General features: G+C 58.7%; 20 protein-coding genes. 9 read left to right on the forward strand and 11 right to left on the reverse strand.

Annotated elements, in window-relative coordinates:
- Positions 1 to 13 precede the first annotated feature (13 nt).
- From C8N31_RS04830 to mraZ, 4 genes are read right to left on the reverse strand one after another with little or no spacing between them, the layout of a single operon-like run.
- The gene (locus C8N31_RS04830; protein WP_025048855.1) at positions 14 to 1,801 is read right to left on the reverse strand and encodes a peptidoglycan D,D-transpeptidase FtsI family protein; all 1,788 of its coding nucleotides are present in this window, start codon (positions 1,799 to 1,801) and stop codon (positions 14 to 16) included.
- Positions 1,798 to 2,163: a cell division protein FtsL gene (gene ftsL / locus C8N31_RS04835; RefSeq protein WP_025048854.1), complete on the reverse strand. Its 366-nt coding sequence runs from the start codon at positions 2,161 to 2,163 to the stop codon at positions 1,798 to 1,800. The genes C8N31_RS04830 and ftsL overlap by 4 nt, the downstream gene beginning before the upstream one ends.
- Positions 2,164 to 2,165: 2 nt before the next feature.
- Entirely contained in the window at positions 2,166 to 3,155 is a 990-nt protein-coding gene (rsmH, locus tag C8N31_RS04840) for a 16S rRNA (cytosine(1402)-N(4))-methyltransferase RsmH (RefSeq protein ID WP_025048853.1), read from the reverse strand.
- Between the two features lie 5 nt (positions 3,156 to 3,160).
- Positions 3,161 to 3,664 (reverse strand): division/cell wall cluster transcriptional repressor MraZ, encoded by a 504-nt coding sequence (mraZ, locus tag C8N31_RS04845; RefSeq protein ID WP_107992347.1) that lies wholly within the window; start codon positions 3,662 to 3,664, stop codon positions 3,161 to 3,163.
- A gap of 808 nt (positions 3,665 to 4,472) precedes the next feature.
- On the opposite strand from mraZ, the gene C8N31_RS04850 reads away from it, so the two are divergent.
- On the forward strand, positions 4,473 to 5,264 hold the full coding sequence (locus C8N31_RS04850) for a hypothetical protein (protein WP_146173103.1): 792 nt from the start codon (positions 4,473 to 4,475) through the stop codon (positions 5,262 to 5,264).
- Between the two features lie 16 nt (positions 5,265 to 5,280).
- Here the strand turns inward: C8N31_RS04850 and C8N31_RS04855 are convergent, their stop codons facing one another.
- A complete protein-coding gene (locus tag C8N31_RS04855) occupies positions 5,281 to 6,354 on the reverse strand; it encodes an Mrp/NBP35 family ATP-binding protein (protein ID WP_025048850.1) in 1,074 nt (357 codons plus the stop codon).
- A 522-nt stretch (positions 6,355 to 6,876) separates the two neighbouring features.
- Here C8N31_RS04855 and C8N31_RS04860 point away from each other — a divergent pair.
- Positions 6,877 to 7,089, forward strand: a complete 213-nt coding sequence (locus tag C8N31_RS04860) for a DUF1127 domain-containing protein (protein WP_025048849.1) — start codon at positions 6,877 to 6,879, stop codon at positions 7,087 to 7,089.
- A 202-nt stretch (positions 7,090 to 7,291) separates the two neighbouring features.
- Here the strand turns inward: C8N31_RS04860 and C8N31_RS04865 are convergent, their stop codons facing one another.
- On the reverse strand, positions 7,292 to 7,495 hold the full coding sequence (locus C8N31_RS04865) for a helix-turn-helix domain-containing protein (RefSeq protein WP_025048848.1): 204 nt from the start codon (positions 7,493 to 7,495) through the stop codon (positions 7,292 to 7,294).
- Positions 7,495 to 8,025: a hypothetical protein gene (locus C8N31_RS04870; RefSeq protein ID WP_146173104.1), complete on the reverse strand. Its 531-nt coding sequence runs from the start codon at positions 8,023 to 8,025 to the stop codon at positions 7,495 to 7,497. The genes C8N31_RS04865 and C8N31_RS04870 overlap by 1 nt, the downstream gene beginning before the upstream one ends.
- A gap of 98 nt (positions 8,026 to 8,123) precedes the next feature.
- Between C8N31_RS04870 and C8N31_RS04875 the strand changes: the two genes are divergently transcribed.
- Positions 8,124 to 8,753: a hypothetical protein gene (locus tag C8N31_RS04875; protein ID WP_037918691.1), complete on the forward strand. Its 630-nt coding sequence runs from the start codon at positions 8,124 to 8,126 to the stop codon at positions 8,751 to 8,753.
- Positions 8,754 to 8,760: 7 nt separating this feature from the next.
- Here the strand turns inward: C8N31_RS04875 and C8N31_RS04880 are convergent, their stop codons facing one another.
- Positions 8,761 to 11,103 (reverse strand): ATP-dependent helicase, encoded by a 2,343-nt coding sequence (locus C8N31_RS04880; protein WP_025048845.1) that lies wholly within the window; start codon positions 11,101 to 11,103, stop codon positions 8,761 to 8,763.
- 228 nt (positions 11,104 to 11,331) lie between these two features.
- On the opposite strand from C8N31_RS04880, the gene C8N31_RS04885 reads away from it, so the two are divergent.
- Positions 11,332 to 12,495 (forward strand): alpha-hydroxy acid oxidase, encoded by a 1,164-nt coding sequence (locus tag C8N31_RS04885; RefSeq protein ID WP_025048844.1) that lies wholly within the window; start codon positions 11,332 to 11,334, stop codon positions 12,493 to 12,495.
- A 147-nt stretch (positions 12,496 to 12,642) separates the two neighbouring features.
- On the forward strand, positions 12,643 to 16,083 hold the full coding sequence (locus tag C8N31_RS04890; RefSeq protein WP_025048843.1) for a pyruvate carboxylase: 3,441 nt from the start codon (positions 12,643 to 12,645) through the stop codon (positions 16,081 to 16,083).
- 36 nt (positions 16,084 to 16,119) lie between these two features.
- On the opposite strand, the gene C8N31_RS04895 is transcribed toward C8N31_RS04890, so the two are convergent.
- A complete protein-coding gene (locus tag C8N31_RS04895) occupies positions 16,120 to 17,349 on the reverse strand; it encodes an adenylate/guanylate cyclase domain-containing protein (RefSeq protein WP_025048842.1) in 1,230 nt (409 codons plus the stop codon).
- Positions 17,350 to 17,447: 98 nt separating this feature from the next.
- Between C8N31_RS04895 and C8N31_RS04900 the strand changes: the two genes are divergently transcribed.
- Together C8N31_RS04900 and C8N31_RS04905 are read left to right on the forward strand one after the other, a co-directional pair.
- Positions 17,448 to 17,822 (forward strand): VOC family protein, encoded by a 375-nt coding sequence (locus C8N31_RS04900; RefSeq protein ID WP_025048841.1) that lies wholly within the window; start codon positions 17,448 to 17,450, stop codon positions 17,820 to 17,822.
- Positions 17,823 to 17,903: 81 nt separating this feature from the next.
- Complete coding sequence (locus C8N31_RS04905; protein WP_025048840.1) at positions 17,904 to 18,410, forward strand: DUF2244 domain-containing protein; 507 nt, start codon at positions 17,904 to 17,906, stop codon at positions 18,408 to 18,410.
- Here the strand turns inward: C8N31_RS04905 and C8N31_RS04910 are convergent.
- The gene (locus C8N31_RS04910) at positions 18,386 to 19,270 is read right to left on the reverse strand and encodes a LysR family transcriptional regulator (RefSeq protein WP_025048839.1); all 885 of its coding nucleotides are present in this window, start codon (positions 19,268 to 19,270) and stop codon (positions 18,386 to 18,388) included. The genes C8N31_RS04905 and C8N31_RS04910 overlap by 25 nt on opposite strands.
- Before the next feature lie 94 nt (positions 19,271 to 19,364).
- Between C8N31_RS04910 and C8N31_RS04915 the strand changes: the two genes are divergently transcribed.
- On the forward strand, positions 19,365 to 20,009 hold the full coding sequence (locus C8N31_RS04915) for a class I SAM-dependent methyltransferase (RefSeq protein WP_025048838.1): 645 nt from the start codon (positions 19,365 to 19,367) through the stop codon (positions 20,007 to 20,009).
- 102 nt (positions 20,010 to 20,111) lie between these two features.
- Here the strand turns inward: C8N31_RS04915 and C8N31_RS04920 are convergent, their stop codons facing one another.
- Complete coding sequence (locus tag C8N31_RS04920) at positions 20,112 to 20,570, reverse strand: GatB/YqeY domain-containing protein (RefSeq protein ID WP_025048837.1); 459 nt, start codon at positions 20,568 to 20,570, stop codon at positions 20,112 to 20,114.
- A 195-nt stretch (positions 20,571 to 20,765) separates the two neighbouring features.
- On the opposite strand from C8N31_RS04920, the gene carA reads away from it, so the two are divergent.
- The gene (gene carA / locus C8N31_RS04925; protein WP_025048836.1) at positions 20,766 to 21,923 is read left to right on the forward strand and encodes a glutamine-hydrolyzing carbamoyl-phosphate synthase small subunit; all 1,158 of its coding nucleotides are present in this window, start codon (positions 20,766 to 20,768) and stop codon (positions 21,921 to 21,923) included.
- Positions 21,924 to 22,000: the final 77 nt, after the last annotated feature.

Below are 22,000 nucleotides of genomic sequence, written 5' to 3' on the forward strand. Positions count from 1 at the left end.
GGAATGTCTTTTGTCAGTTGCTGCTGGTCAGCGTTAGCACAGCGTTGTTTGCAGGTTCAACAGTTGGTCGCACCCCCAACAGCGGCGCCACACGCCGGATCATTTCTGCCGCCACCGGAACCGCCGTCCAACCGGCAGTGCGGCGCGGTTTATCACCCGAGCTTTCGACAGGTTCGTCCAGCGTTACGATCAGCACATATTTGGGATCATGCGCGGGAAAGATCGAGGCAAAAGTGGCGATCACCTTGTCCTCATAATAGCCGCCCGTGGGCTTGGGTTTGTCGGCTGTGCCGGTCTTGCCGCCCACGTGATAGCCCGGCACCTCACCAAAGCTGGCGGTGCCTTTGCTGACGACCTTGCGCAACATCATGCGGGCCGATTTGGCCGCGCTGGAGGACATCACCCGCTCGCCCATCTTGGTTCGAGGTTGTTTGATCAATGTCGGTTCCACCTTGAAACCGCCATTGGCGATGGCCGCATAACCCGCCGCCAGATGCATCGGGCTGGTGGAAATCCCGTGCCCGTAAGAGATCGTCACACTGGACAGATCCGTCCATTTCTTTGGCAACAAGGGCTTACCCCCTGCGGCCTCGACAATCTCAAAGCCTGTCGGTTCAAAGAACCCGAGGCTTTTGAGGAACTCTTTTTGGCGTTTCACGCCAATATCCAGCGCCATCCGCCCGGTGCCTCGGTTCGAGGATTTGACGATGATGTCAGTGACAGACAGCTTGCCGTAGTTCTTGTTGCGGAACTCGCCAATGCGGAAACCGCCAACTTTCATCGGGCCTTTGGTGTCGATCACGGTGTCCGGATTCACCAGCCCCAGATCAACGGCCTGCGCGGCGGCAAAGATCTTGAAGGTCGAGCCAAGTTCATAGACACCTTGCACAGACCGGTTGAACAGCGGGCTGTCAGAGGCATCGCCCTCAACAGCAGGGCGCGGGCGGTCGTTGGGATCAAAACTTGGCAAAGACGCCACGCTGATCACTTCGCCGGTTTTCACATCCATCAATACCGATGTCGCGCCTTTGGCATTCATCAGTTTCATACCGCCAAACAGCACCTGTTCGGCTGCGGCCTGCACCGTTAGGTCCAGCGACAGTTGCAACGGTTTGTTCCCGTTGGCCGGATCGCGCAGGTATTTGTCAAAGTACTTTTCAGCACCCGCAACGCCGATCACCTCGGCGGCATGCACGCCTTCCTTGCCATAGCTGGCACCGCCCATCACATGCGCGGCCAGCTTGCCATTGGGGTAAAGCCGCATGTCGCGCGGCGCAAACAGCAGACCGGGATCACCGATATCATGCACGGCCTGCATCTGCTCCGGGCTGATTTTCTTTTTGATCCACAAGAACTTACGCTTGCCGGAGAAGTCTTTTTTCAGCCGCGCCAGATCCAGATCGGGGAAGACCTTGACCAGACCTTCGGCGGCGGCATTGGGATCCACCATATGCCGCGGCTGGGCATAAAGCGCATGGGTGTCAAAGTTTGTCGCCAAAAGGCTGCCGTTGCGGTCGACAATATCAGCACGGCTGGCCGAAATAACGGCGCCCGGCGCATGGGTGCGCGGCTCAACCGGTTCGGACATCGCCAAAAGGCCCATACGCCCGCCAACAACGGAGAACGCGCAAAAGAAACACACGCCCATGATCAACAACCGCCCCTCTGCGCGTTGCCGCGACTGATCGCGCATCTGCTCATGGCGGATACGCTTGTTCTCGCGTTCAATCGCATCGGGGTTTTCGCCCTTCAGGCGGGCATCCAGAATACGGGCAAGCGGGCGGAGCGGCGTGCGGATCATAGCGGATCATCCTGAGAAGAAGTGCCAGAGTTCATGGTGGAGACATCCACCGGGTTGGTGATCGGCAACAGCGGCGCAGGCGGATAGGCCACCTGATCCACCAGACCGAACTGATCAGGCTGCAAGGGCAGCAGGCCTAACCGGTCAAAGTTGATCACCGACAAATCGCGCAACCGGTCCGGACGGTTCTGATAGGCCCACTCGGCCCGCAACACCGCCAGCCTTGCATGGGCCTGCCGGATGCTGGCGTGCAGTTTGTCTGCCTCACTCAGTGCCGATTGGGTCGCATAATTCTCGCGGTAGGCCCAGAAGGCCAGACCGATCACCGCCAAAGACGTCAGGATGTATAACACCGCTCGCATGATCAGAGCCCCTTTACCATCGGCATCCCGATGGATTTTGCATCAACGCCGCCCGAGGGCGCGTCGGTGCGTGTCGCCACCCGCAGCTTGGCCGAGCGGCTGCGCGGGTTGTCTGCCAATTCTTCGGCATCCGGTCCAATCGCCTTGCGCGATTTCACGGTGAACTGCGGCGCGTCGCGCTGCATCTCGGGGGCATAGCGGTTTGCGTTGCCGCCCCCGCCTGACCGCGCGGTCAGGAACCGTTTGACCATTCTGTCTTCTACAGAATGAAAGGTAACAACGGCCAATTGCCCGCCGGGCTTCAGCGCCCGCTCGGCGGCCATAAGGCCTTGGAACAATTCGCCATATTCATCGTTCACCGCAATCCGAAGCGCCTGAAAGCTGCGCGTGGCGGCATGGGACTGCCCCGGTTTACTGCGCGGCAGAACCCCTTCGATCAGCGATGCCAGCTCGAGCGTGGTGGTGATCGGCGCCTCGGCACGCGCACGGCCAATAGCCTTGGCAATGCGGCGGCTGGCGCGTTCTTCGCCGTATTGAAACAGAATGTTGGCCAGCAATTCTTCTTCGGCCTCATTGACCAGATCTGCCGCCGATGGCCCGTCTTGTGACATCCGCATGTCCAGCGGGCCGTCCCTCATAAACGAAAACCCGCGTTCCGCGAGATCTAGCTGCATCGAGGACACCCCAAGATCCAGCACAACGCCATCAAGATCCTGCGCATAGTCATCCATCCGCGAAAACACGCCCTGCTGCATCACGATGCGGTCGCCATAATCGCCCGCCCATTCCGCCGCCATCTCAAAGGCCAGCGGATCACGGTCCACGCCAATCACACGATCCGCGCCCGCCTCAAGCAGGCCGCGCGTATAGCCGCCAGCGCCAAAAGTGCCGTCCAGCCAAACGCCCTCAACCGGCGCAACAGCCGCCAACAACGGGCGCAACAATACTGGGGTGTGTGGGGCAGAGGGATGATCAGTGGCCGCAGCAGCCATATCCGTTACTCCCCCGACTTTCCGTCCAGAAAGACCAGAGGATCAAAGTCCTCGGGCAATTCATCTAACCACTCTTCCTCTTTTGCCCGCTCTACGGTGTCGTAGGTCTCGGGCTTCCAGATCTGGAAGGTGTCACCTGCCGCGATAAAGAAGGCCTCTTTATCCAGCTCGATCTTTTTGCGCAGTTTGGCCGGCAGGACCAAACGCCCGGTTTCATCCACATTGGTGGGAAAAGACTGCCCGTGGAACAGACGCTGAAGCATCTTACGCTCCATAGATCCGCGCGGCAGCGCGTCGATCTTATCGTCCACCTCGTTGATGGCGTCGATTGTATAGCATTCCAGATAGCTGCGGCGGTGATCGCCATAGACAATGACCAGTTCGGGGTTGTCGCCCGACTTCCAGTTCGGGTCGCCAGCCTCAAGCACACGGCGAAAAGAGGCCGGGATAGACACCCGCCCCTTCGTATCGACCTTGTGTTGGCTCTCGCCTCTGAACCTGCGGCTCACTGTCTTTGTCCTGCCTGCGCTTGATTGCGCCTTGCTGTTGTCGCGCCCCCGCGAATGTCCCCCGGTGTTTGAAATGGAAACGGCGGGTTGATCTGCTGCCACTGATCAACCCGCCGCCCTCGTCCCGCTGTTGCGGGGAAGTCCGACTGCGCGCGCCACCTGGGGGGATGTCTGCTCGCTCGCGCGCCGGATCTCTTGGTCTGATGAAATCGAGGGCCTGTATGAAACCTGCGTGGTTTTTATTGTTTGGGGTCGTTTGGTGCCCCGTGTCCCGTTCTCATCCGATGAACAAGGGATGCCACGGGAAATCATGGGTGTCTACATTTTTTACGCCCTATCCGCACAATATATGGTTTTGCACAAGGTCCAAAAACAAGATTTAGAGAGTTTCAGCTTCGAAAAATTGGCTCAACTTGCAGTAAGCGACGCTCGAAACACTACATATAGTAGCGACCGAGCAAATTGAAAAAGGTGGGGTAATTTCCCAGAAATTTTCACCCACAAACTTATCCACATGCAATGTTCACTTCTTGTTCTCATAGATATCTGTAAACTAAGCCAGATTTCAACCTCATTCCCGTGAAATTGATTCGGTTTCAGCAGGTTTCGGGCAAATTCCGCGCCGCCGATCCGCGAATGGCCCATCCATTCCCATAGGCGATCCCATCAGATCCCATGTGTGCCATCTGATCCCAGCTCTGCCCGCCTAACCGGCGGTAAATCCTGCCTTACCTTGCGTCCACCGCGCCAAACCGCCAAAACAGGCGGGCCGACCCGCATTACGGGATTTTTGGCAAAGGAGTTTGAGATGACCACCGCACTGGCGCTGATTTCACATGCCATTCGCATGTTGGTGTTCGAAACCGGCACAACGTTCAAAGTTGTGATGCCTGCCATCCTGCTGGTGCTGGGCAGCACGTTGGCGTCCGTGGTCTTGTTGCCCGATACCATCGCCGCCCTGCAAGCGGACCCTGAGGATATGATCCTGCCCTCTGCGGGCGAGATTGGATTGCTCGCGGTATTCGGGCTTGGTGCTTTGCTGGGGTATGTGCTGATGGCGATCCTGTGGCACCGGCATGTCTTGCTCAGCGGGACAGACAATGTCGATGAATTGCGCCCGACCCCGTCGATTGTGCTGTCTTATGTCTGGCGGGCGATCCTTGTCGGGCTGATGCAATTGCTTGCCACGGTTCCCATCGTCATTGGTACCGCGGCCCTTGGCGCGGTGATCGGCATGACCGCAGGTCTGGGTGGCAGCGCCTTTCTGGGCCTGATCATTGGGCTGTTGTCCGGTGTGGTCTTTGTTTGGATTGCGCTGCGGCTCTCCGTTGTGTTGCCCGCCGCCGCTTTGGGTCACTCTATGCGGATCTTTGAAAGCTGGCGCGAAACGGCACCCATTGCCGGCCCGCTTTGGGGGGTTGCGGCCCTGTTGGCGGCGATCAACATCGGCATCAACGGTCTGGCCGCAATGATCTTGCCTGAGGCCGCCGTGGCCTCAGCTCTGATCGCTGCTTGTGTTTACCTGATCGAAGGCCTGGTCTTCGTCTCAGTGCTGACAACCCTATATGGCCACCTGATCGAAAGGCGCACATTGGGGTAATATGCGCCTACTGCGCTTAGGCCATGCCACCTTTGATCAAGCCTTCGGCGATCTGCCCATAAGCCTTGGCCATCGCACTGTCGCCCGCCGCCACCGGTGTGCCGCCATCGCCTGCAAGCCGGGTTTCAAGGTCAATCGGCAAGGTGCCCAACAATGGCACGCCGATCTTTTCCGCCTCATCCGCCACACCGCCGCGCCCAAAGATCTGATGCTCAGACCCGCAATCAGGGCAAACAAACATCGACATATTCTCGATCAGTCCCAGCACCGGTGTCTTGAGCGTGCCAAACATGTCCAATGCCTTGCGGGCATCGATCAGGGCCACGTCCTGCGGGGTGCTGACCACAATCGCACCGGTCAGCTCAGATTTGGTGCAGAGGGTCAGTTGCACATCGCCGGTGCCCGGCGGCAAATCAACCAGCAGCACGTCAAGCTCGCCCCACTCCACCTGACCCAGCATCTGCTGCAAGGCGCCCATTAGCATTGGTCCGCGCCAGACTACGGCCTTGCCCTCTTCCATCATGAACCCGATGGACATCAGCGTGACCCCATGGGCCTGCAACGGAATGATCGTCTTGCCATCCGGGCTGGCGAGCTTTTTGTTGATACCCATCATGCGCGGCACGCTGGGCCCATAGATGTCGGCATCCAAAAGACCAACCTTGCGCCCGGCCCGTGCCAGCGCCACAGCCAGATTGGTGCTGACGGTGGATTTGCCAACGCCGCCCTTGCCCGATCCGATGGCCAAAATGCGTTTCACGCCAGAGGGTTTGGTTGGACCGTCCTGCGGCTTGGGGTGGCCGCCGACCTTAAGCGATGGCGGCGCTGCGGGTTTCGCCGCCGGGCCATGCGCCGTCAGAGCCACAGTGGCCTGAGACACACCGGGCAAATCCGCCACGACCTTCTCTGCCGCATCGCGCAGCGGCGCCATGGAACGGGCCACATCAGCATTTGGCGCCTCAATCACAAAGCGCACCACATCCCCGTCGATCGTCAATGCACGGATCAGATCGTGATCCAGAATGCTTTTGCCATCCGGCAGGGCCACACGGGCCAGCGCGGCCTCTACCTCGGCTTTGGTGATGGACATGGCGAACTCTCCTCTTGTTTGATCCTGAAATGGCAGGTTCTGCCCAAATCACAAGAGGGGCGCGGCGTTTTGCGCGATGGTTCTGCGCGCCGCGCAAGTGGTCCGTTGCAATCCATGCGATTGCTGCATGGCAGCATTGCAAATTTAATTATTGTGCAGATGCAGCATTTACCCCATCTTGAATGCATCAGGACGCCGCAAGGTGCCTTGAGAAAGTTACCAAACAAGCCTACCTCCTCCCGGGCTTGTTTGAATTTGGCGGCGACATTTTCCTCCTCCCTAATGTCGTCGCCCTTTCTTTCTCCTCTCCCCCCTCTCCAAAACAGTTGCACCCGACAACCGCACAGCGCGTCATCCGCACCGCCGTTCGTTTCCATTTTAATAACAATAGGTTGCCCCTGCGTCGCCCATGCAAAAACTGCATATCGGGTTTGCCCTTACAACCGTTGTAAGGCTCTGGGAAAGGCGTATGTACCCCTCATCAGACAAGACGATAACGTCAAACATATACGAGGTGCCCCGATGGCATACATGAACACAACAACCGCCGCTCACCCTTCCGTATTTGCACAAATCGGTGCATTTTTCGAAGGCGCAGCAACACGTTACAAACAACACCGTCTTTACCGCGCAACCTTTGATGAACTCAGCGCCCTGAGCAACCGTGAACTGGCCGATCTGGGCCTGAACCGCTCTGACCTGCGCCGCGTTTCGCTCGAAGCCTCCCGCGTCTAAGACACCCAGATTGGACGCAGCGCACCTCCCTGCCCTTGCGTCCAAAGCAGAGGTCCGCATCACCTTCCTCCTCCCTGATGCTGCGTGACCCTGCGCATAGACCCGAAGCCGACCCTCCCTCGACGCTTCGGGCCGACATAGAAACAGCGACGCCTTCCTCCCAAGGCGTCGCTGTTTTTCGTTTTCGGGGGCAGAGGTGACCTCAGGGCGCCGCTTCAAGCAGGTCTCCGGGCTGGCATTCCAGCACCTCACAAATCTTGGCCAGCGTTTCAAACCGCACCCCTTTGACCTTGCCGGACTTGAGCAAGCTCATGTTTTGCACGGTGATCCCCACCGCTTCGGCCAGATCTTTGGACTTCATCTTGCGTTTGGCCAACATCACATCAAGCCGGACGATGATCTGCATCAGATAAACTCCTCATTCTCGCGGGCGATCCGAATGGCTTCGCGCATCACCAGCCCAAGAAAAAAGAACGCCAATCCACTAAAGGCCAGACCGATATTGCCGCTGTCGTACCAGAACCGCAGGGGCAAATGACCACCCGCATTGTGCCAGGAGCGTATCATCGGGCTAACCGCACCTGCCAAAAGCGAAGCGGTCGCAGAGCCAAAGATCAAAAGCCCCACCCAAACCAACCGGTTTGCGATACGAAAATCAAAAACCGTACCCCCGCGAAGCAGCCAAAGCATTGACGCGCCCGTTGCATAGGCCAGCCACCCCAAGGCAGTCGGCACAAGCCAGACGCAAAAGAAAACAATGCGCGTCGTGAGGGGGATCTCTGCATAGGGGTCAACCCAGCGGTCATTTCGTGTCCAGCGCCCCCAGTCCAGAAATGACAGATCCAGATTCCAACTGAGCGCCTCATAGGGATAATAGACCAGCATCGGCAAAATGCAGATCAAGGCAAATGTGGACAATCGACGTATCTTTGTCATGCTGTACCCATAATAATTATTGTTACACGATAATTTAGAATTGCAAAATAAGTTTTGTCCAGCATTATTATAGTCAGTTCAAGCGAGAGGAGAATTTTATGCGCCTATCCCGCATGTCATTTGTGTTTTTATGTGCTGCTGTGTTTGCAGGCCCGGCTATTTCGGAGGTCAAAACCTTTGGCAATGCCGTAAACATGGCAAAAGTACCCGGTGTTGAATTGACCACCGGTCAGCGCAAAGCGCTCAAGAATTACAGCAGAAAGAAAGCCTATTTCGGCGCGTTTTATGTGGTCCCCGGCACCGACAACTTTTTCTGGACCCGTAATTTCCACAACCTGGACACGGCCAAAGCGGCTGCCAAAAAGGGCTGCGAGATCGTATCAGAGGGTAAAACCTGCAAACTTTATGCGCTGCTTTACCCCAAAGGCACCGATCCAAACGCAACCCAACTCGGCGGGCTCAGCCAACGCACAGCCAAGGAATTCAATACCCGGTATCCCAAACGCCAGAAGAACGGAAAATTCGGCGCTTTCGCGATCAACGGGGCAAACGGCTATGGCGTGTCTTTTGGCTGGCCCAACGCGGCCGAAGCAAACGAAGCCGCCAAAGCCTATTGCAACGCTCAAAGCGCAAGGGATTTGGCATCACTTGGCATCGAGGGGCGCAAATGGGCGCAGTCCAAGGGATTGGACAAATGCCGTGTCATCGACACCCATTCCCCCGATTGATCAGACTTTAGAACGGCACATCATCGCAACCTGACAAAAAGCGGGACACAACTTTCTTTGTGCCCGCTTTTTCAAATTCGACCTCCAGCTTGTCGCCTTCAATCCCGATCACCGCACCATAGCCGAATTTCTGGTGGAACACCCGTTCGCCCATCGTGAAACTGCTGACCGCGTTCATATCGATTGTGACATTACGGGTCTCTTTGGGCTGGCTCATGCCCCGCTCCCCGGCCCGCGCCTGCAACCGCCGCCATCCCGGCGAGTTATAGACATTCGCCTCGGCCGCCTGATCATGCAGATTGCTGGTCGGCATCGCCGCGCCAAAGCCCCCACCATAAAGACCCGGAGGCGTCAGCACCTCAACGTTTTCCTCTGGCAATTCGTCGATAAACCGCGACGGCATGGAACTTTGCCATTGCCCAAACACCCGCCGGTTCGCGGCAAAGGAAATCGTACAAATCGCCTCGGCCCGCGTGATACCGACATAGGCCAGCCGCCGCTCTTCTTCCAATCCCTTGATCCCGCTTTCGTCCATCGACCGCTGTGAGGGGAACAAACCATCCTCCCAGCCGGGCAGGAACACCGCAGGAAACTCAAGCCCCTTGGCCGCATGCAGGGTCATGATCGACACCTTTGCGCCGCCGTCATCGCTTTCATTGTCCATGATCAGGCTGACATGTTCGAGAAATCCTTGCAGATTCTCGAATTGCTCAAGTGCTTTGACCAGTTCCTTGAGGTTCTCCAATCGCCCCGGCGCCTCGGGCGTTTTGTCGTTCTGCCACATGCCGGTATAGCCGCTTTCGTCGAGAATGATCTCGGCCAATTCCACGTGAGACATCGCCTCATCGCCCACCATCCGGCCCCAGCGGTCAATGCCATCCACCAACAGGCGCAGCTGCGCACCGCCCTTGCCGCCCAACCCGTCATGAGCCAGTAAGATCCGCGCCCCTTCCACAAGGTTGGTGCCATGTTCACGGGCCGTAACCTGGATCTTTTGCTGCGCCTTGTCACCAAGCCCGCGCTTGGGCGTGTTCACAATCCGCTCAAAGGCCAGATCGTCGTCAGGGCTCGTCACAACACGGAAATAGGCCATCGCGTCGCGAATTTCCAAACGTTCATAAAATCGCGGCCCGCCGATTACCCGATAGGGCAATCCAATGGTCAAGAACCGGTCCTCAAAGGCGCGCATCTGATGGCTGGCCCGCACCAGAATCGCCATATGATCAAGGCTGATCGCGTCCTGCCCGCGGGTGCCGCGCTGCATCGCCTCGATCTCATCCCCGATCCAGCGGGCCTCTTCCTCACCGTCCCAATGACCAATCAGGCGCACCTTCTCGCCGTCCTCTGCCTCGGTCCACAAGGTCTTGCCCAGACGCCCCTCATTGCCCGCAATCACGCCAGAGGCAGCGGCAAGGATATGCGGCGTGGAGCGGTAATTCTGCTCAAGCTTGACCACATGCGCACCGGGAAAATCCGTCTCAAACCGCAGGATATTGCCCACCTCGGCCCCGCGCCAGCCATAGATTGACTGATCATCATCGCCCACACAGCAGATATTGCGATGCCCCTGCGCCAGCAGACGCAGCCACAGATATTGGGCCACGTTGGTATCTTGGTATTCGTCCACAAGGATGTATTTGAACCAGCGCTGGTATTGCTCCAGAATATCCGGATGGGTCTGAAAAATCGTGACCATATGCAAAAGCAGGTCACCAAAATCCACCGCGTTCAGCTCTTTCAAACGCCGCTGGTACTGGTCATAAACCTCTGTTCCGCGATGATTGTACAGACCCGCATCCGCCGCCGGCACCTTGCCTGGTGTCAGCGCCCGGTTCTTCCAGCCATCAATGATCCCCGCCAGCATCCGCGCCGGCCAACGCTTGTCGTCGATGCTTTCGGCACGGATCAACTGTTTCAGCAGTCGCAGCTGATCATCGGTGTCCAGAATGGTGAAATTGCTCTTTAAACCAACCAGTTCCGCATGTCGCCGCAACAGTTTCACACAGATCGCATGAAAGGTGCCAAGCCAGGGCATCCCCTCAACCTGTTGACCCAACATATGCCCAACGCGGTTTTTCATTTCCCGCGCCGCCTTGTTGGTGAATGTGACCGCCAAAATCTCGTTTGGCCGCGCCCGCCCGGTGTTCATCAGATGCACAATCCGCGCGGTCAGGGCCTTGGTCTTGCCCGTTCCCGCACCAGCCAGCATCAACACCGGCCCGTCCATCTGCTCCACCGCTGCCCGCTGCGCGGGGTTCAGCCCGTCAAGATAAGGCTGGGGCCGCGCCGCCATTGCACGTGCGGACAAAGATGCGCCTTCAAAGGCGTCCATTTCATCAAAACTGCTCATGGCGGTTAACCTACCCGCTTTCACCGCACAGGAAAACCCATGTTCTTGGGATGTTCCCCCCAATTTTTCCCAACCCATCTCCCTTTTTGGCCCGAAATACCTCCGGGGGTTTGGGGGCTGGCCCCCAATGTCGTCTTGTTTGGGGGCTGGCCCCCAATGTTGTCTTGTTTGCGGGCTGGCCCCCAACTGGCGCTAGACAAGTGCCTCATCCTTCGCGCAAATGCATCTATGGATCTGCACGCCACTTACCCCGCCCTGTCTGACCTGCGCCGCCGCGCCCAAAGACGGATTCCCAAATTTGTCTGGGAATACCTCGACAGCGGCACCGGAGATGAGGCGACAAAAGCCCGCAACCGTTCGGACCTCGACCAAATCGGCATGATGCCTGCGGTGCTGGGGGGCGAATTTACACCGGATTTGAGCACCAGCCTCTTTGGCCAGACGCTCCCGCTGCCATTTGGCTTCTCGCCCATTGGCATGTCCGGCCTGATCTGGCCAGATGCCGAAGGCCACCTCGCCCGCGCGGCGGCCAAGGCAGGCATTCCCTATTCCCTGTCAACGGTCGCCACGCAAAGCCCCGAAGACCTCGCGCCGCACCTCGGAGACCACGGCTGGTTCCAGATGTATCCGCCGCGCGATCCCGAGATCCGCAAGGATATGCTGGAGCGGGCGAAAACCGCCGGGTTCAACACCCTGATCCTGACCGTGGATGTGCCCGTGGCCAGCCGCCGCGAACGGCAGGTGCGTTCGGGCTTGACCAATCCGCCAAGGCTGACGCCCCGCCTGATGGCTCAGGTGGCGATGCGCCCGGCCTGGGCCATGGGTATGGTCCGGCGCGGCATGCCGCATATGCGTATGCTGGACAAATACACCAGCGACGCCACCGCCAATCTGTCGCCCACCGCCCATGTGGGTTACCTGCTGCGCACGGCGCCGGATTGGGACTACGTCAAATGGCTGCGCGATCATTGGGACGGTCCCTTTGTCATCAAAGGCGTGCTGCGCCCCGAAGATGCAGCACAGCTGCAAACCCTTGGTGTTGACGGCATCTGGGTCTCCAATCACGCGGGCCGCCAGTTCGACGGTGCCCCCTCCAGCATCGCCGCGCTTCCGGGCATTCGCGCCGCAACAAACCTGCCGGTGATCTTTGACAGCGGCGTGGAAAGCGGCCTCGATATCCTGCGTGCGCTGGCCCTCGGCGCGGATTATGTCATGCTGGGCCGCGCTGCTCATTTCGCGCTTGCAGCACTTGGTCCAAAGGGTGTTGATCACCTGATTGATCTGCTTTCCAAAGACCTCAGCGCCAATATGGGCCAATTGGGTGCGACAGACCTAAAAAACCTGCCCGCCCCGATGGCGCTAACGGAAAATCCTGTAAAACCAGCCCCGTAAAGGAAAAATTGACGCCGCGGCAGCTTGCGCCCCGCGTCAATCCTTACGAAACCTTTCGCAATTGTTACAAAACCGTCGCAGGAGGGATTGCGCTGCATCGCAGCATCCTTAAAGTGCGGCGAAATTCAATCGTCGAGGATCTGCCCCATGCCCGATTTTTCCAAAGTCCTGATCGCCAACCGCGGCGAAATTGCCATTCGCGTCATGCGCGCCGTCAGCGAGATGGGCAAGACAACAGTGGCCATCTACGCCGAAGAGGACAAATTGGGTCTGCACCGGTTCAAGGCGGATGAGGCCTACCGCATTGGCGAAGGCATGGGGCCAGTGGCCGCTTACCTGTCGATTGATGAGATTATCCGCGTGGCCAAGGAATCCGGTGCGGATGCGATCCATCCCGGCTATGGCCTGCTGTCGGAAAACCCCGATTTTGTCGATGCCTGCGAAAACAACGGCATCACCTTTATCGGCCCCAAGGCCGAAACCATGCGGGCATTGGGCGACAAGGCATCGGCCCGCCGCGTGGCCATGGAGGCCGGCGTTCCGGTCATTCCGGCCACCGAAGTTCTGGGCGATGACATGGATGCGATCCGCGCCGAAGCGGCCGAGGTTGGCTATCCGCTGATGCTCAAAGCGTCATGGGGCGGCGGCGGACGCGGCATGCGCCCGATCCACGGCGAGGCCGAGCTTGAGGAAAAAGTGCTCGAAGGCCGCCGCGAGGCCGAAGCAGCTTTTGGCAATGGCGAGGGTTATCTGGAAAAGATGATCATCCGCGCCCGCCACGTCGAGGTACAGATCCTGGGCGACAAACACGGGGAAATCTACCACCTGTTTGAACGCGATTGTTCGGTGCAGCGCCGCAACCAAAAGGTCGTGGAACGCGCTCCTGCCCCCTACTTGACCGAAGACCAACGCACAGAGATTTGCGAGCTGGGCCGCAAAATCTGCGCCCATGTTGGTTATGAATGTGCAGGCACCGTTGAATTCCTGATGGATATGGAAACCGGCAAATTCTACTTCATCGAAGTGAACCCGCGCGTACAGGTGGAACACACCGTCACCGAAGAGGTGACCGGTATCGACATCGTGCAGGCACAAATCCTGATCGCCGAAGGCAAGACCATTGCCGAGGCCACAGGCAAAAACGCCCAGGACGAGATCCGCCTCAATGGTCACGCCCTGCAAACCCGCGTCACCACCGAAGATCCGCTCAACAACTTTATCCCTGACTATGGCCGTATCACCGCCTACCGTTCGGCCACCGGTATGGGCATCCGCCTTGATGGCGGCACCGCCTATGCGGGCGGGGTAATCACCCGCTATTATGACAGCCTGCTGACCAAGGTCACCGCTTGGGCACCGACCCCGGAAAAAGCCATCTCGCGGATGGACCGCGCCCTGCGCGAATTCCGTGTGCGCGGCGTCAGCACCAACATTGCCTTTGTGGAAAACCTGCTGAAACATCCGACGTTTTTGAGCAATGAATACACCACCAAATTCATCGACGAGACGCCCGAGCTGTTCCAGTTCAAGAAGCGCAAGGACCGTGGCACCAAGGTTTTGACCTATATCGCCGACATCACCGTGAACGGGCATCCTGAAACCAAGGAAACCCCGCGCCCGCCGGTGCAATTGCGCGACCCCAAACCGCCTGCCACCACGGCAGAGCCGATGATGGGCACACGCAACCTGTTGGAACAAAAAGGCCCGCAAGCCGTGGCCGATTGGATGGACCAACAACGCCAGTTGTTGATCACTGACACCACGATGCGCGACGGCCACCAATCCTTGCTCGCCACGCGGATGCGCAGCCATGACATGATCAAGGTCGCCCCGGCCTATGCCGCCAACCTGCCACAGCTGTTCTCGATGGAATGCTGGGGCGGCGCGACGTTTGATGTGGCCTACCGGTTCTTGCAGGAATGCCCGTGGCAACGCCTGCGCGACTTGCGTGCCGCCCTGCCCAATGTGATGACCCAGATGTTGCTGCGTGCCTCCAACGGCGTGGGCTATACCAATTATCCGGACAACGTGGTGCAGAAATTTGTCGCCACAGCCGCCGACACCGGTGTTGATGTGTTCCGCGTCTTTGACAGCCTGAACTGGGTGGAGAACATGCGCGTTGCGATGGACGCGGTGGTTGAGGCGAACAAGGTCTGCGAAGGCACAATCTGCTACACCGGCGATATCTTTGACCCGAACCGCGCCAAATATGACCTGAAATACTATGTCCAGATGGGCAAGGATCTGAAGGCCGCGGGCGCCCATGTGCTGGGCCTCAAGGATATGGCCGGGCTGCTGAAACCGGCGCAGGCGCGGGTGCTGATCAAGGCGCTCAAGACCGAGGTGGGTCTGCCGATCCATTTCCACACCCATGACACCGCCGGCATCGCCAGCGCCACCATTCTGGCCGCAGCGGACGCAGGCGTGGATGCGGTGGATTGCGCCATGGACGCGCTCAGCGGCAACACCTCTCAGGCGACGCTTGGGTCTGTGGTTGAGGCGCTCAAACACACCGACCGTGACACCGGGCTGGATATGAACGCGGTGCGCGAAATCTCCGACTATTGGGAGGCCGTACGCGGCCAATACAGCGCCTTTGAAACCGGCATGCAGGCCCCTTCCTCCGAGGTGTATCTGCACGAAATGCCCGGCGGTCAGTTCACCAACCTCAAAGCGCAGGCCGCCTCGCTTGGCCTTGACGACCGCTGGCCCGAGGTTGCCCGCACCTATGCGGATGTGAACCAGATGTTTGGTGATATCGTCAAAGTGACGCCCTCCTCCAAGGTTGTGGGTGACATGGCCCTGATGATGGTGTCCCAAGGGTTGAGCCGCCCCGATGTGGAAGACCCCGAAACCGATGTGGCCTTCCCTGACAGTGTCATCGACATGATGCGCGGCAATTTGGGCCAGCCTCCCGGCGGCTTCCCTGACGGGATCGTCAAAAAGGTGCTCAAGGGCGAAGCGCCCAACACCGAACGCCCCGGCAAACACCTTGAGCCGGTTGACCTCGAAGCCGTCCGCGCCGAGCTGTCGGCAGAGCTGGACGGCATGGCCATCGACGATGAGGATCTCTGCGGTTATCTGATGTATCCCAAGGTCTTCCTTGATTACATGGGACGCCACCGCAGCTATGGCCCGGTCCGCACCCTGCCCACGCAGACGTTCTTTTACGGCATGGAACCGGGCGAAGAAATCTCTGCCGAGATTGACCCCGGCAAGACCCTCGAAATTCGCATGCAAGCGATGAGCGAGACCACCGAGGATGGCGAAGTTAAGGTGTTCTTTGAACTCAATGGCCAGCCACGTGTGATCCGGGTGCCGAACCGTCTGGTCAAATCAACGACTTTGCAACGGCCAAAGGCGGAGGCGGGCAATGACAATCACATCGGCGCACCAATGCCGGGGGTTGTGGCCTCTGTCGGGGCTGTGGTCGGGCAAACCGTGCATGCGGGCGATCTGCTTTTGACCATCGAAGCGATGAAGATGGAGACCGGCATCCACGCCGAGCGTGACGCGGTTGTCAAAGCCGTGCATGTGCAAGCCGGTGGTCAGATCGACGCCAAAGACCTGTTGGTCGAGTTGGAATAAGGGACATCAGCGGGGCGGTTCACCGCCGCCCTGCGTTTAACTGCCCAAATAAAGCGTGAACAATTCCTGCGGCCCTTCGACCCCGCGCAGCATATAGGGGCCAAGCGAGACCACCTGCGCCTTGCGGCTTGTCACCTGCCGCGCGACCTGCGCGGACATGATAAAATTGCGATCCAACGGCCCGCACATGCCCTGAATGCGGGCGGTTTGATTGACCGCAGCGCCGATCACCGTGAAATCCAGCCGCGCCTTGCCGCCGATATTACCATAAAGCACATCGCCAACATGCAGCGAGAGAGAGTAATCGGTGGTGGTCAAACCGTCTGCTGCCCGCCGGGCGCTGACCGCCGCCATCCGCTCTCCCACCTGGATCGCCGCCTCCAGCGCGTTGTCCACCGCCCCCGCATCTTTGCTACAGTCAAAGATCGCAAGTAGGCCATCGCCCATAAATTTCAAGACGTTACCGCCGTGCCCTTCGACCAGCCCGACAACTTCGCCAAAATAGTCGTTAAGCATATCAATGACCGCGTGACCGGCAATCCGTTCCGACAGTTTGGTGAAGCCGCGCAGATCGAAATACCAGATCACCGCATGTATCGTCTCGGACGAGCCGCGCACGATGTCGCCCGACAAAACCCGTTCGCCGGCGTCCGCGCCCAGATAGGTTTGTACAATATCGCTGGCCATTTGCCGGTTCGACGCCGATTTCAGCGCCAACCCCAAGTAGGGTAACAACCGGCGCAAGGTGGCAAGATTTTCAGCTGAAAACCCGCCTTCGCTGTCGCTGGTCCAGGACATCATCAATCCCTCGGCAGGATCGTCCGGGTTGGTGGCCAGCGAATTGCGCGGCTGTTCAAAGCTGACCTTGGCGGCAAAATAGTCGGTACACCCGCGGTCTTTCAATTCGGACAGAAACGGAAACCGGGCGGGCGGGTCGCCGTCTTCGAGGCTGATCCGCAAATCGGCTTCATCTACGCTCAGCAGATAATAAAGCGGGCTGGCCAACCAGACGTCCAGCGGTGCTTCTGTGTGTTCATAGGAAGCGCGGTCCATGCCGGCATCGCGCTGCCAGTTATAGCCAAAACCGCCATACTCGGGATGATAGGCCCGCTGTGCCACATGCACCCGCTGCACCGGCAATCCGGCCTGTAGTATCCGGGTGCAATACCCTTCGAGCAGATCTTCCTGCGAGGTTCCATAGATGCCCTGAAGGACAAGCCATTCGGCGATGGCGTCATGACTGCTGAGGTTTGGGTCTGGCTGCATAGGGGCAATATGGGGGCTGGTGCGGCTGCGTGCAACTGATCCTGCCTTCCTACATGCCCTGCCTTGATCATCTGGCGCGAACCTTGCATTGACATGCCATGCGCCTTTCTGCCCTGACCTTGATTGTCCCCGACTATGATGCCGCCATTGCCTTTTACTGCGGGCAAATGGGGTTTGAACTCAGCGAAGATATTGATCAGGGGCACAAACGTTGGGTCCGGGTCACACCGCCCGGCGGCGGTGCGGGGTTCATTCTGGCCCAGGCGGCGGACGCGCGGCAGACCGCCGCGATTGGTGATCAAGGTGCGGGCCGCGTCTGGTTGTTCTTGCAAACCGATGATTTTGCCGAAGATCATGCGCGGCTTTTGGCGGCTGGCGTCACCTTTGAAGAAGAACCGCGCCACGAGGTTTACGGCACCGTCGCCGTGTTCCGCGATATCTTTGGCAATCGCTGGGATCTGATCGGCACCTGAACGCTGCTGCGCCGTGCCGCATTGCCCCGGCGCCGCGCACCGCTATCTTTGGCCTTCCACGCAATCAAAGGCACGGATCCAATGCCCTACAAATGGACCACACAGCCCGGCGAGATACCCCAGCAACTGCGCCTTTGGCCGCACCAATCGCTGCCGCCACGCGGCTTTGCCGGTTTCATCCTCGTGACGTTCACGCTGATCCTCATCCCGACCCTGCCCTTGCTGGGCACGGCGCTGCTGTGGGGTTTGTTGCCCTTTGTCCTGCTGGCGGTGGCGGGGATGTACTTTGCCCTGCAACGCAATCACAAATCCCGCCTGATCGAAGAGGTGCTGACCCTCGATCAGGAGATGACCCACCTGCGCCACACCACGGCAAAAGGCGATGTGAAAGACTGGGAATGCAACCGCTATTGGGCTCAGGTCACGAAATACGACAGCGACGGGCCGGTCCCGCATTACGTGACCCTGCGCGGCAAGGGGCGCGAGGTCGAGATCGGTGCCTTCCTGTCCGAGGACGAACGCATCGCCCTTTTTGAAGACCTGCAACGCCGTCTGCCTCCCGATCAGCCAAGCGCCTCAACCAGATAATCAAACACAATGCGCATCCGCCGACTTGTGCTCAACTCGCGGTGCGCCACCAGCCAAGTTTCGATCTCAAAAGGATCAATCCCCGGCATCAACTGCACCACATCCGCCGTCTGCGCCGCCACATCGTCGGTCATGATCCCGATACCAAGCCCCTGTTGAACCATTTGCCATTGCACAAGATGGGTCGCGCTGGTCAGAACAAAGTTGTCTGCTGTCACCGGCACGCCCGCCGCGTTCAAGCCGTCAATCAAGACATCATTGTCAGCAAAGCCGATAAAATCGGCCGCCACCAGAGACTTGAGCGTTTCAAACGGCCCCTGCGCCTGCACATAACTCCGCGCGGCATAGAGGCTGGCCCGCCCATTGCGCAGCTTTCGGGCGATCAATTGCGGATCGGTGGGCCGGACATTGCGCAGGGCGATATCGGCCTCGCGGCGGCGCAGATCCCGCAACTCATTGCTGGCCACGATATCAATGCGAATGCCCGGATGCGCCTGCCGCAACTTGGCCAAAACAGGCGGCAGATTATAGACCGACAGGATCTCGCTGGCGGTGATGCTGACCAGCCCCTCCGCTGTCTGCGATTGCCCCGATGCCACACGCGACAGCCCGCCAGCGGCCTGCCCCATGGCGCGCACGTGATCCATCATCTCAAGCCCAGAGGGCGTCAGCATCAGCCCATGCCCGGCCCGCTCAAACAAGGCCACTCCCAGTTCTTCTTCCAGCGCGGCCACCTGCCGGCCCAAGGTCGGCTGCGTCAGGCCAAGCGCCCGCGCCGCGGCAGACAGCGACCCTTCTTCGGCGGTGACCAAAAACGCCCGCGCCCTGTTCCAATCGAAATTGATCAATCGCCAATCCATACAAATTTGCATAGCAATTCACCAGATTTAGTCAATTCCCCAAAATTTTCTTATGATGTAGCCAATCCGCAAGCCTCAAATGCATGGACCTCCAATGACCAATCTCAGCAAACCTCACCCCGAAAGCCGGTTCTGGAATCGTATGGCCCCCGGCTATGCCCGCAGCACCATTTCCGACGTTGAAAACTATGAACGCAAGCTGCGCGAAACCGCAGCATTGATGCGCCGAGACATGCAGGTGCTTGAGATTGGCTGTGGCACCGGGTCTACGGCGATTCATCATGCGCCCAATGTCGCGCATATCACAGCGACGGACCTGTCATCGGGCATGTTGGATATTGCCCGTGAAAAGGCATGGAATGCTTCGGTGTCCAACATCACCTTTGTCGAATGTGCCGCCGAGGATGTCCCGCACCCTGATCAACCCTATGACATGATCATGGCCCATAGCCTGCTGCATCTGGTCAAGGATCATCGCAAGGTGATTGCCAACATGGCCGATATGCTGGCCCCCGGTGGCTATCTCGTGACCAGCACCATCTGCATGTCCGAAGGGATGTCTGCATTCAAACTGATCGCATGGCCCGGACGGGCGGTTGGCTTGCTCCCGCGCATCAACTTCTTGCGCAAACGTGAACTGGAAAGCGCGGTGCAGGATGCGGGCTTGAAGATCCATACCTGCTGGCGGCCCGGCAAGCGTAAAGCCGTGTTTCTGATCGCACAGAAGCCAGAAAATTAAGCGCTAATGCCTGTGGACAAACACCTCATGCGGCGCATGAGGTGACGCCATCAAGCCATTGTTAAGAATAATGTAAGTACCAAACGCTGCCTTGTGGACAACTCAACCCAGACGGTTCTTCACCTTGGGCCCAACAGCGCCAAAATCCATCCGCCCGGTGTACTTGGTTTTGAGCAGGCCAATGACCTTGCCCATATCCCGGATGGAGGAGGCACCGACCTCTGCAATTGCCGCCTCAACCGCGGCTTCAACCTCGGCATCGTCAAGCTGCCGCGGCAGGAATTCTTCGATCACGGTGATTTCCTGACGCTCCCGCTCTGCCAGATCCAGACGCCCGCCCTCTTCATAGGCCCGCGCCGATTCCATCCGTTGTTTGGCCATTTTGCCAAGGATCGCCAGAACTTCGGCCTCGCTTGCGCCATCGTCACTGCCGGTGGCGCGACTGGCGATGTCCTTGTCCTTGATTGCCGCATTGATCAGGCGCAGCGTCGAAAGCCGTGCTGCCGCCTTGTCTCGCATGGCTTGTTTAAGGGCATCTGAGATGCGGGTGCGCAAAGTCATGGGGTCGGTCCTGTGCTCTGATCGATACTAAGCTTCGGACCATACCTGTAGACTGCGCGGCAGGCAATGGGCATCAAAGCATCTAAGATATTGTTTTTCAACGAAATCTCATTTTTCAACAAGGCTTGACCACAGCCCGCCCCGGCATTAGGTTCGCGCAGATTTATCCATACACATCCCGCCCGGAGGCTGCCCATGTCCGCGCCCACTTCACCTCGCCCGACTGCCTGTCTTGTACTGGCGGACGGTTCAATTTTCTACGGCATGGGCTTTGGTGCCACCGGTGAAACGGTTGCAGAGCTTTGTTTTAACACAGCAATGACCGGCTATCAGGAGATCATGACCGACCCGTCCTATGCGGGCCAGATCGTGACCTTCACCTTTCCCCATATCGGCAATACCGGCACCAACCCCGAGGATGACGAGACCGGTGATCCGGTTGCCGCGGGCATGGTGGTCAAATGGATGCCGACGGACCCCAGCAACTGGCGCAACGTGCAGACCTTGTCGGAATGGCTCTCGGCGCGGGGCCGCATCGCCATTGGTGGCGTGGACACCCGCCGCCTGACCCGCGCCATCCGGCAAAGCGGCGCGCCACATGTGGCCATCGCCCATGATCCGGAGGGCAATTTCGACATTGAAGATCTGGTGACCAAGGCCCGCGCCTTTGCCGGATTGGAAGGCATGGATCTGGCCAAGGAAGTGACCTGCGCCCAATCCTACCGCTGGAATGAAACCCGCTGGGCCTGGCCTGATGGCTATGCCCCAAATGAGAACCCCAAATACAAGGTTGTCGCGGTTGATTATGGTGCAAAACGCAACATCCTGCGCTGCCTTGCCTCGGCTGGATGTGATGTAACAGTGCTCCCCGCCACGGCATCCTATGATGATGTGATGGCGCATAATCCTGACGGGGTTTTCCTGTCCAACGGCCCCGGTGATCCGGCGGCAACAGGCGCATATGCCGTGCCCATGATCCGCGATGTGCTGGACAAGACAGATCTGCCGGTTTTTGGTATCTGCCTTGGGCATCAAATGCTTGCGCTGGCTTTGGGTGCCAAAACCATCAAGATGAGCCACGGCCACCATGGCGCCAACCATCCGGTCAAGGACAACGACACCGGCAAGGTTGAGATCACCTCGATGAACCACGGTTTTGCCGTGGATGCCCAGACCTTGCCAGAAGGGGTAGTGGAAACCCATGTGTCGCTGTTTGACGGGTCCAACTGTGGTATTCGTCTGGCGGATCGCCCGGTCTGGTCGGTGCAGCACCACCCCGAAGCCTCCCCCGGGCCACAGGACAGTTTTTACCTGTTCGAGCGTTTTGCCGACGCGATGGAAAACCGCGCCTGAGGCGCGTTGCGACCCGGTTTTGGGCTAGAGTTTACTCTGGTTAAGGGAAAATTAACCCTGTTTGGCCAAAGCTAACC

Origin of the sequence: Sulfitobacter mediterraneus (assembly GCF_003054325.1) — a bacterium.
GTDB classification, from domain to species: domain Bacteria; phylum Pseudomonadota; class Alphaproteobacteria; order Rhodobacterales; family Rhodobacteraceae; genus Sulfitobacter; species Sulfitobacter mediterraneus.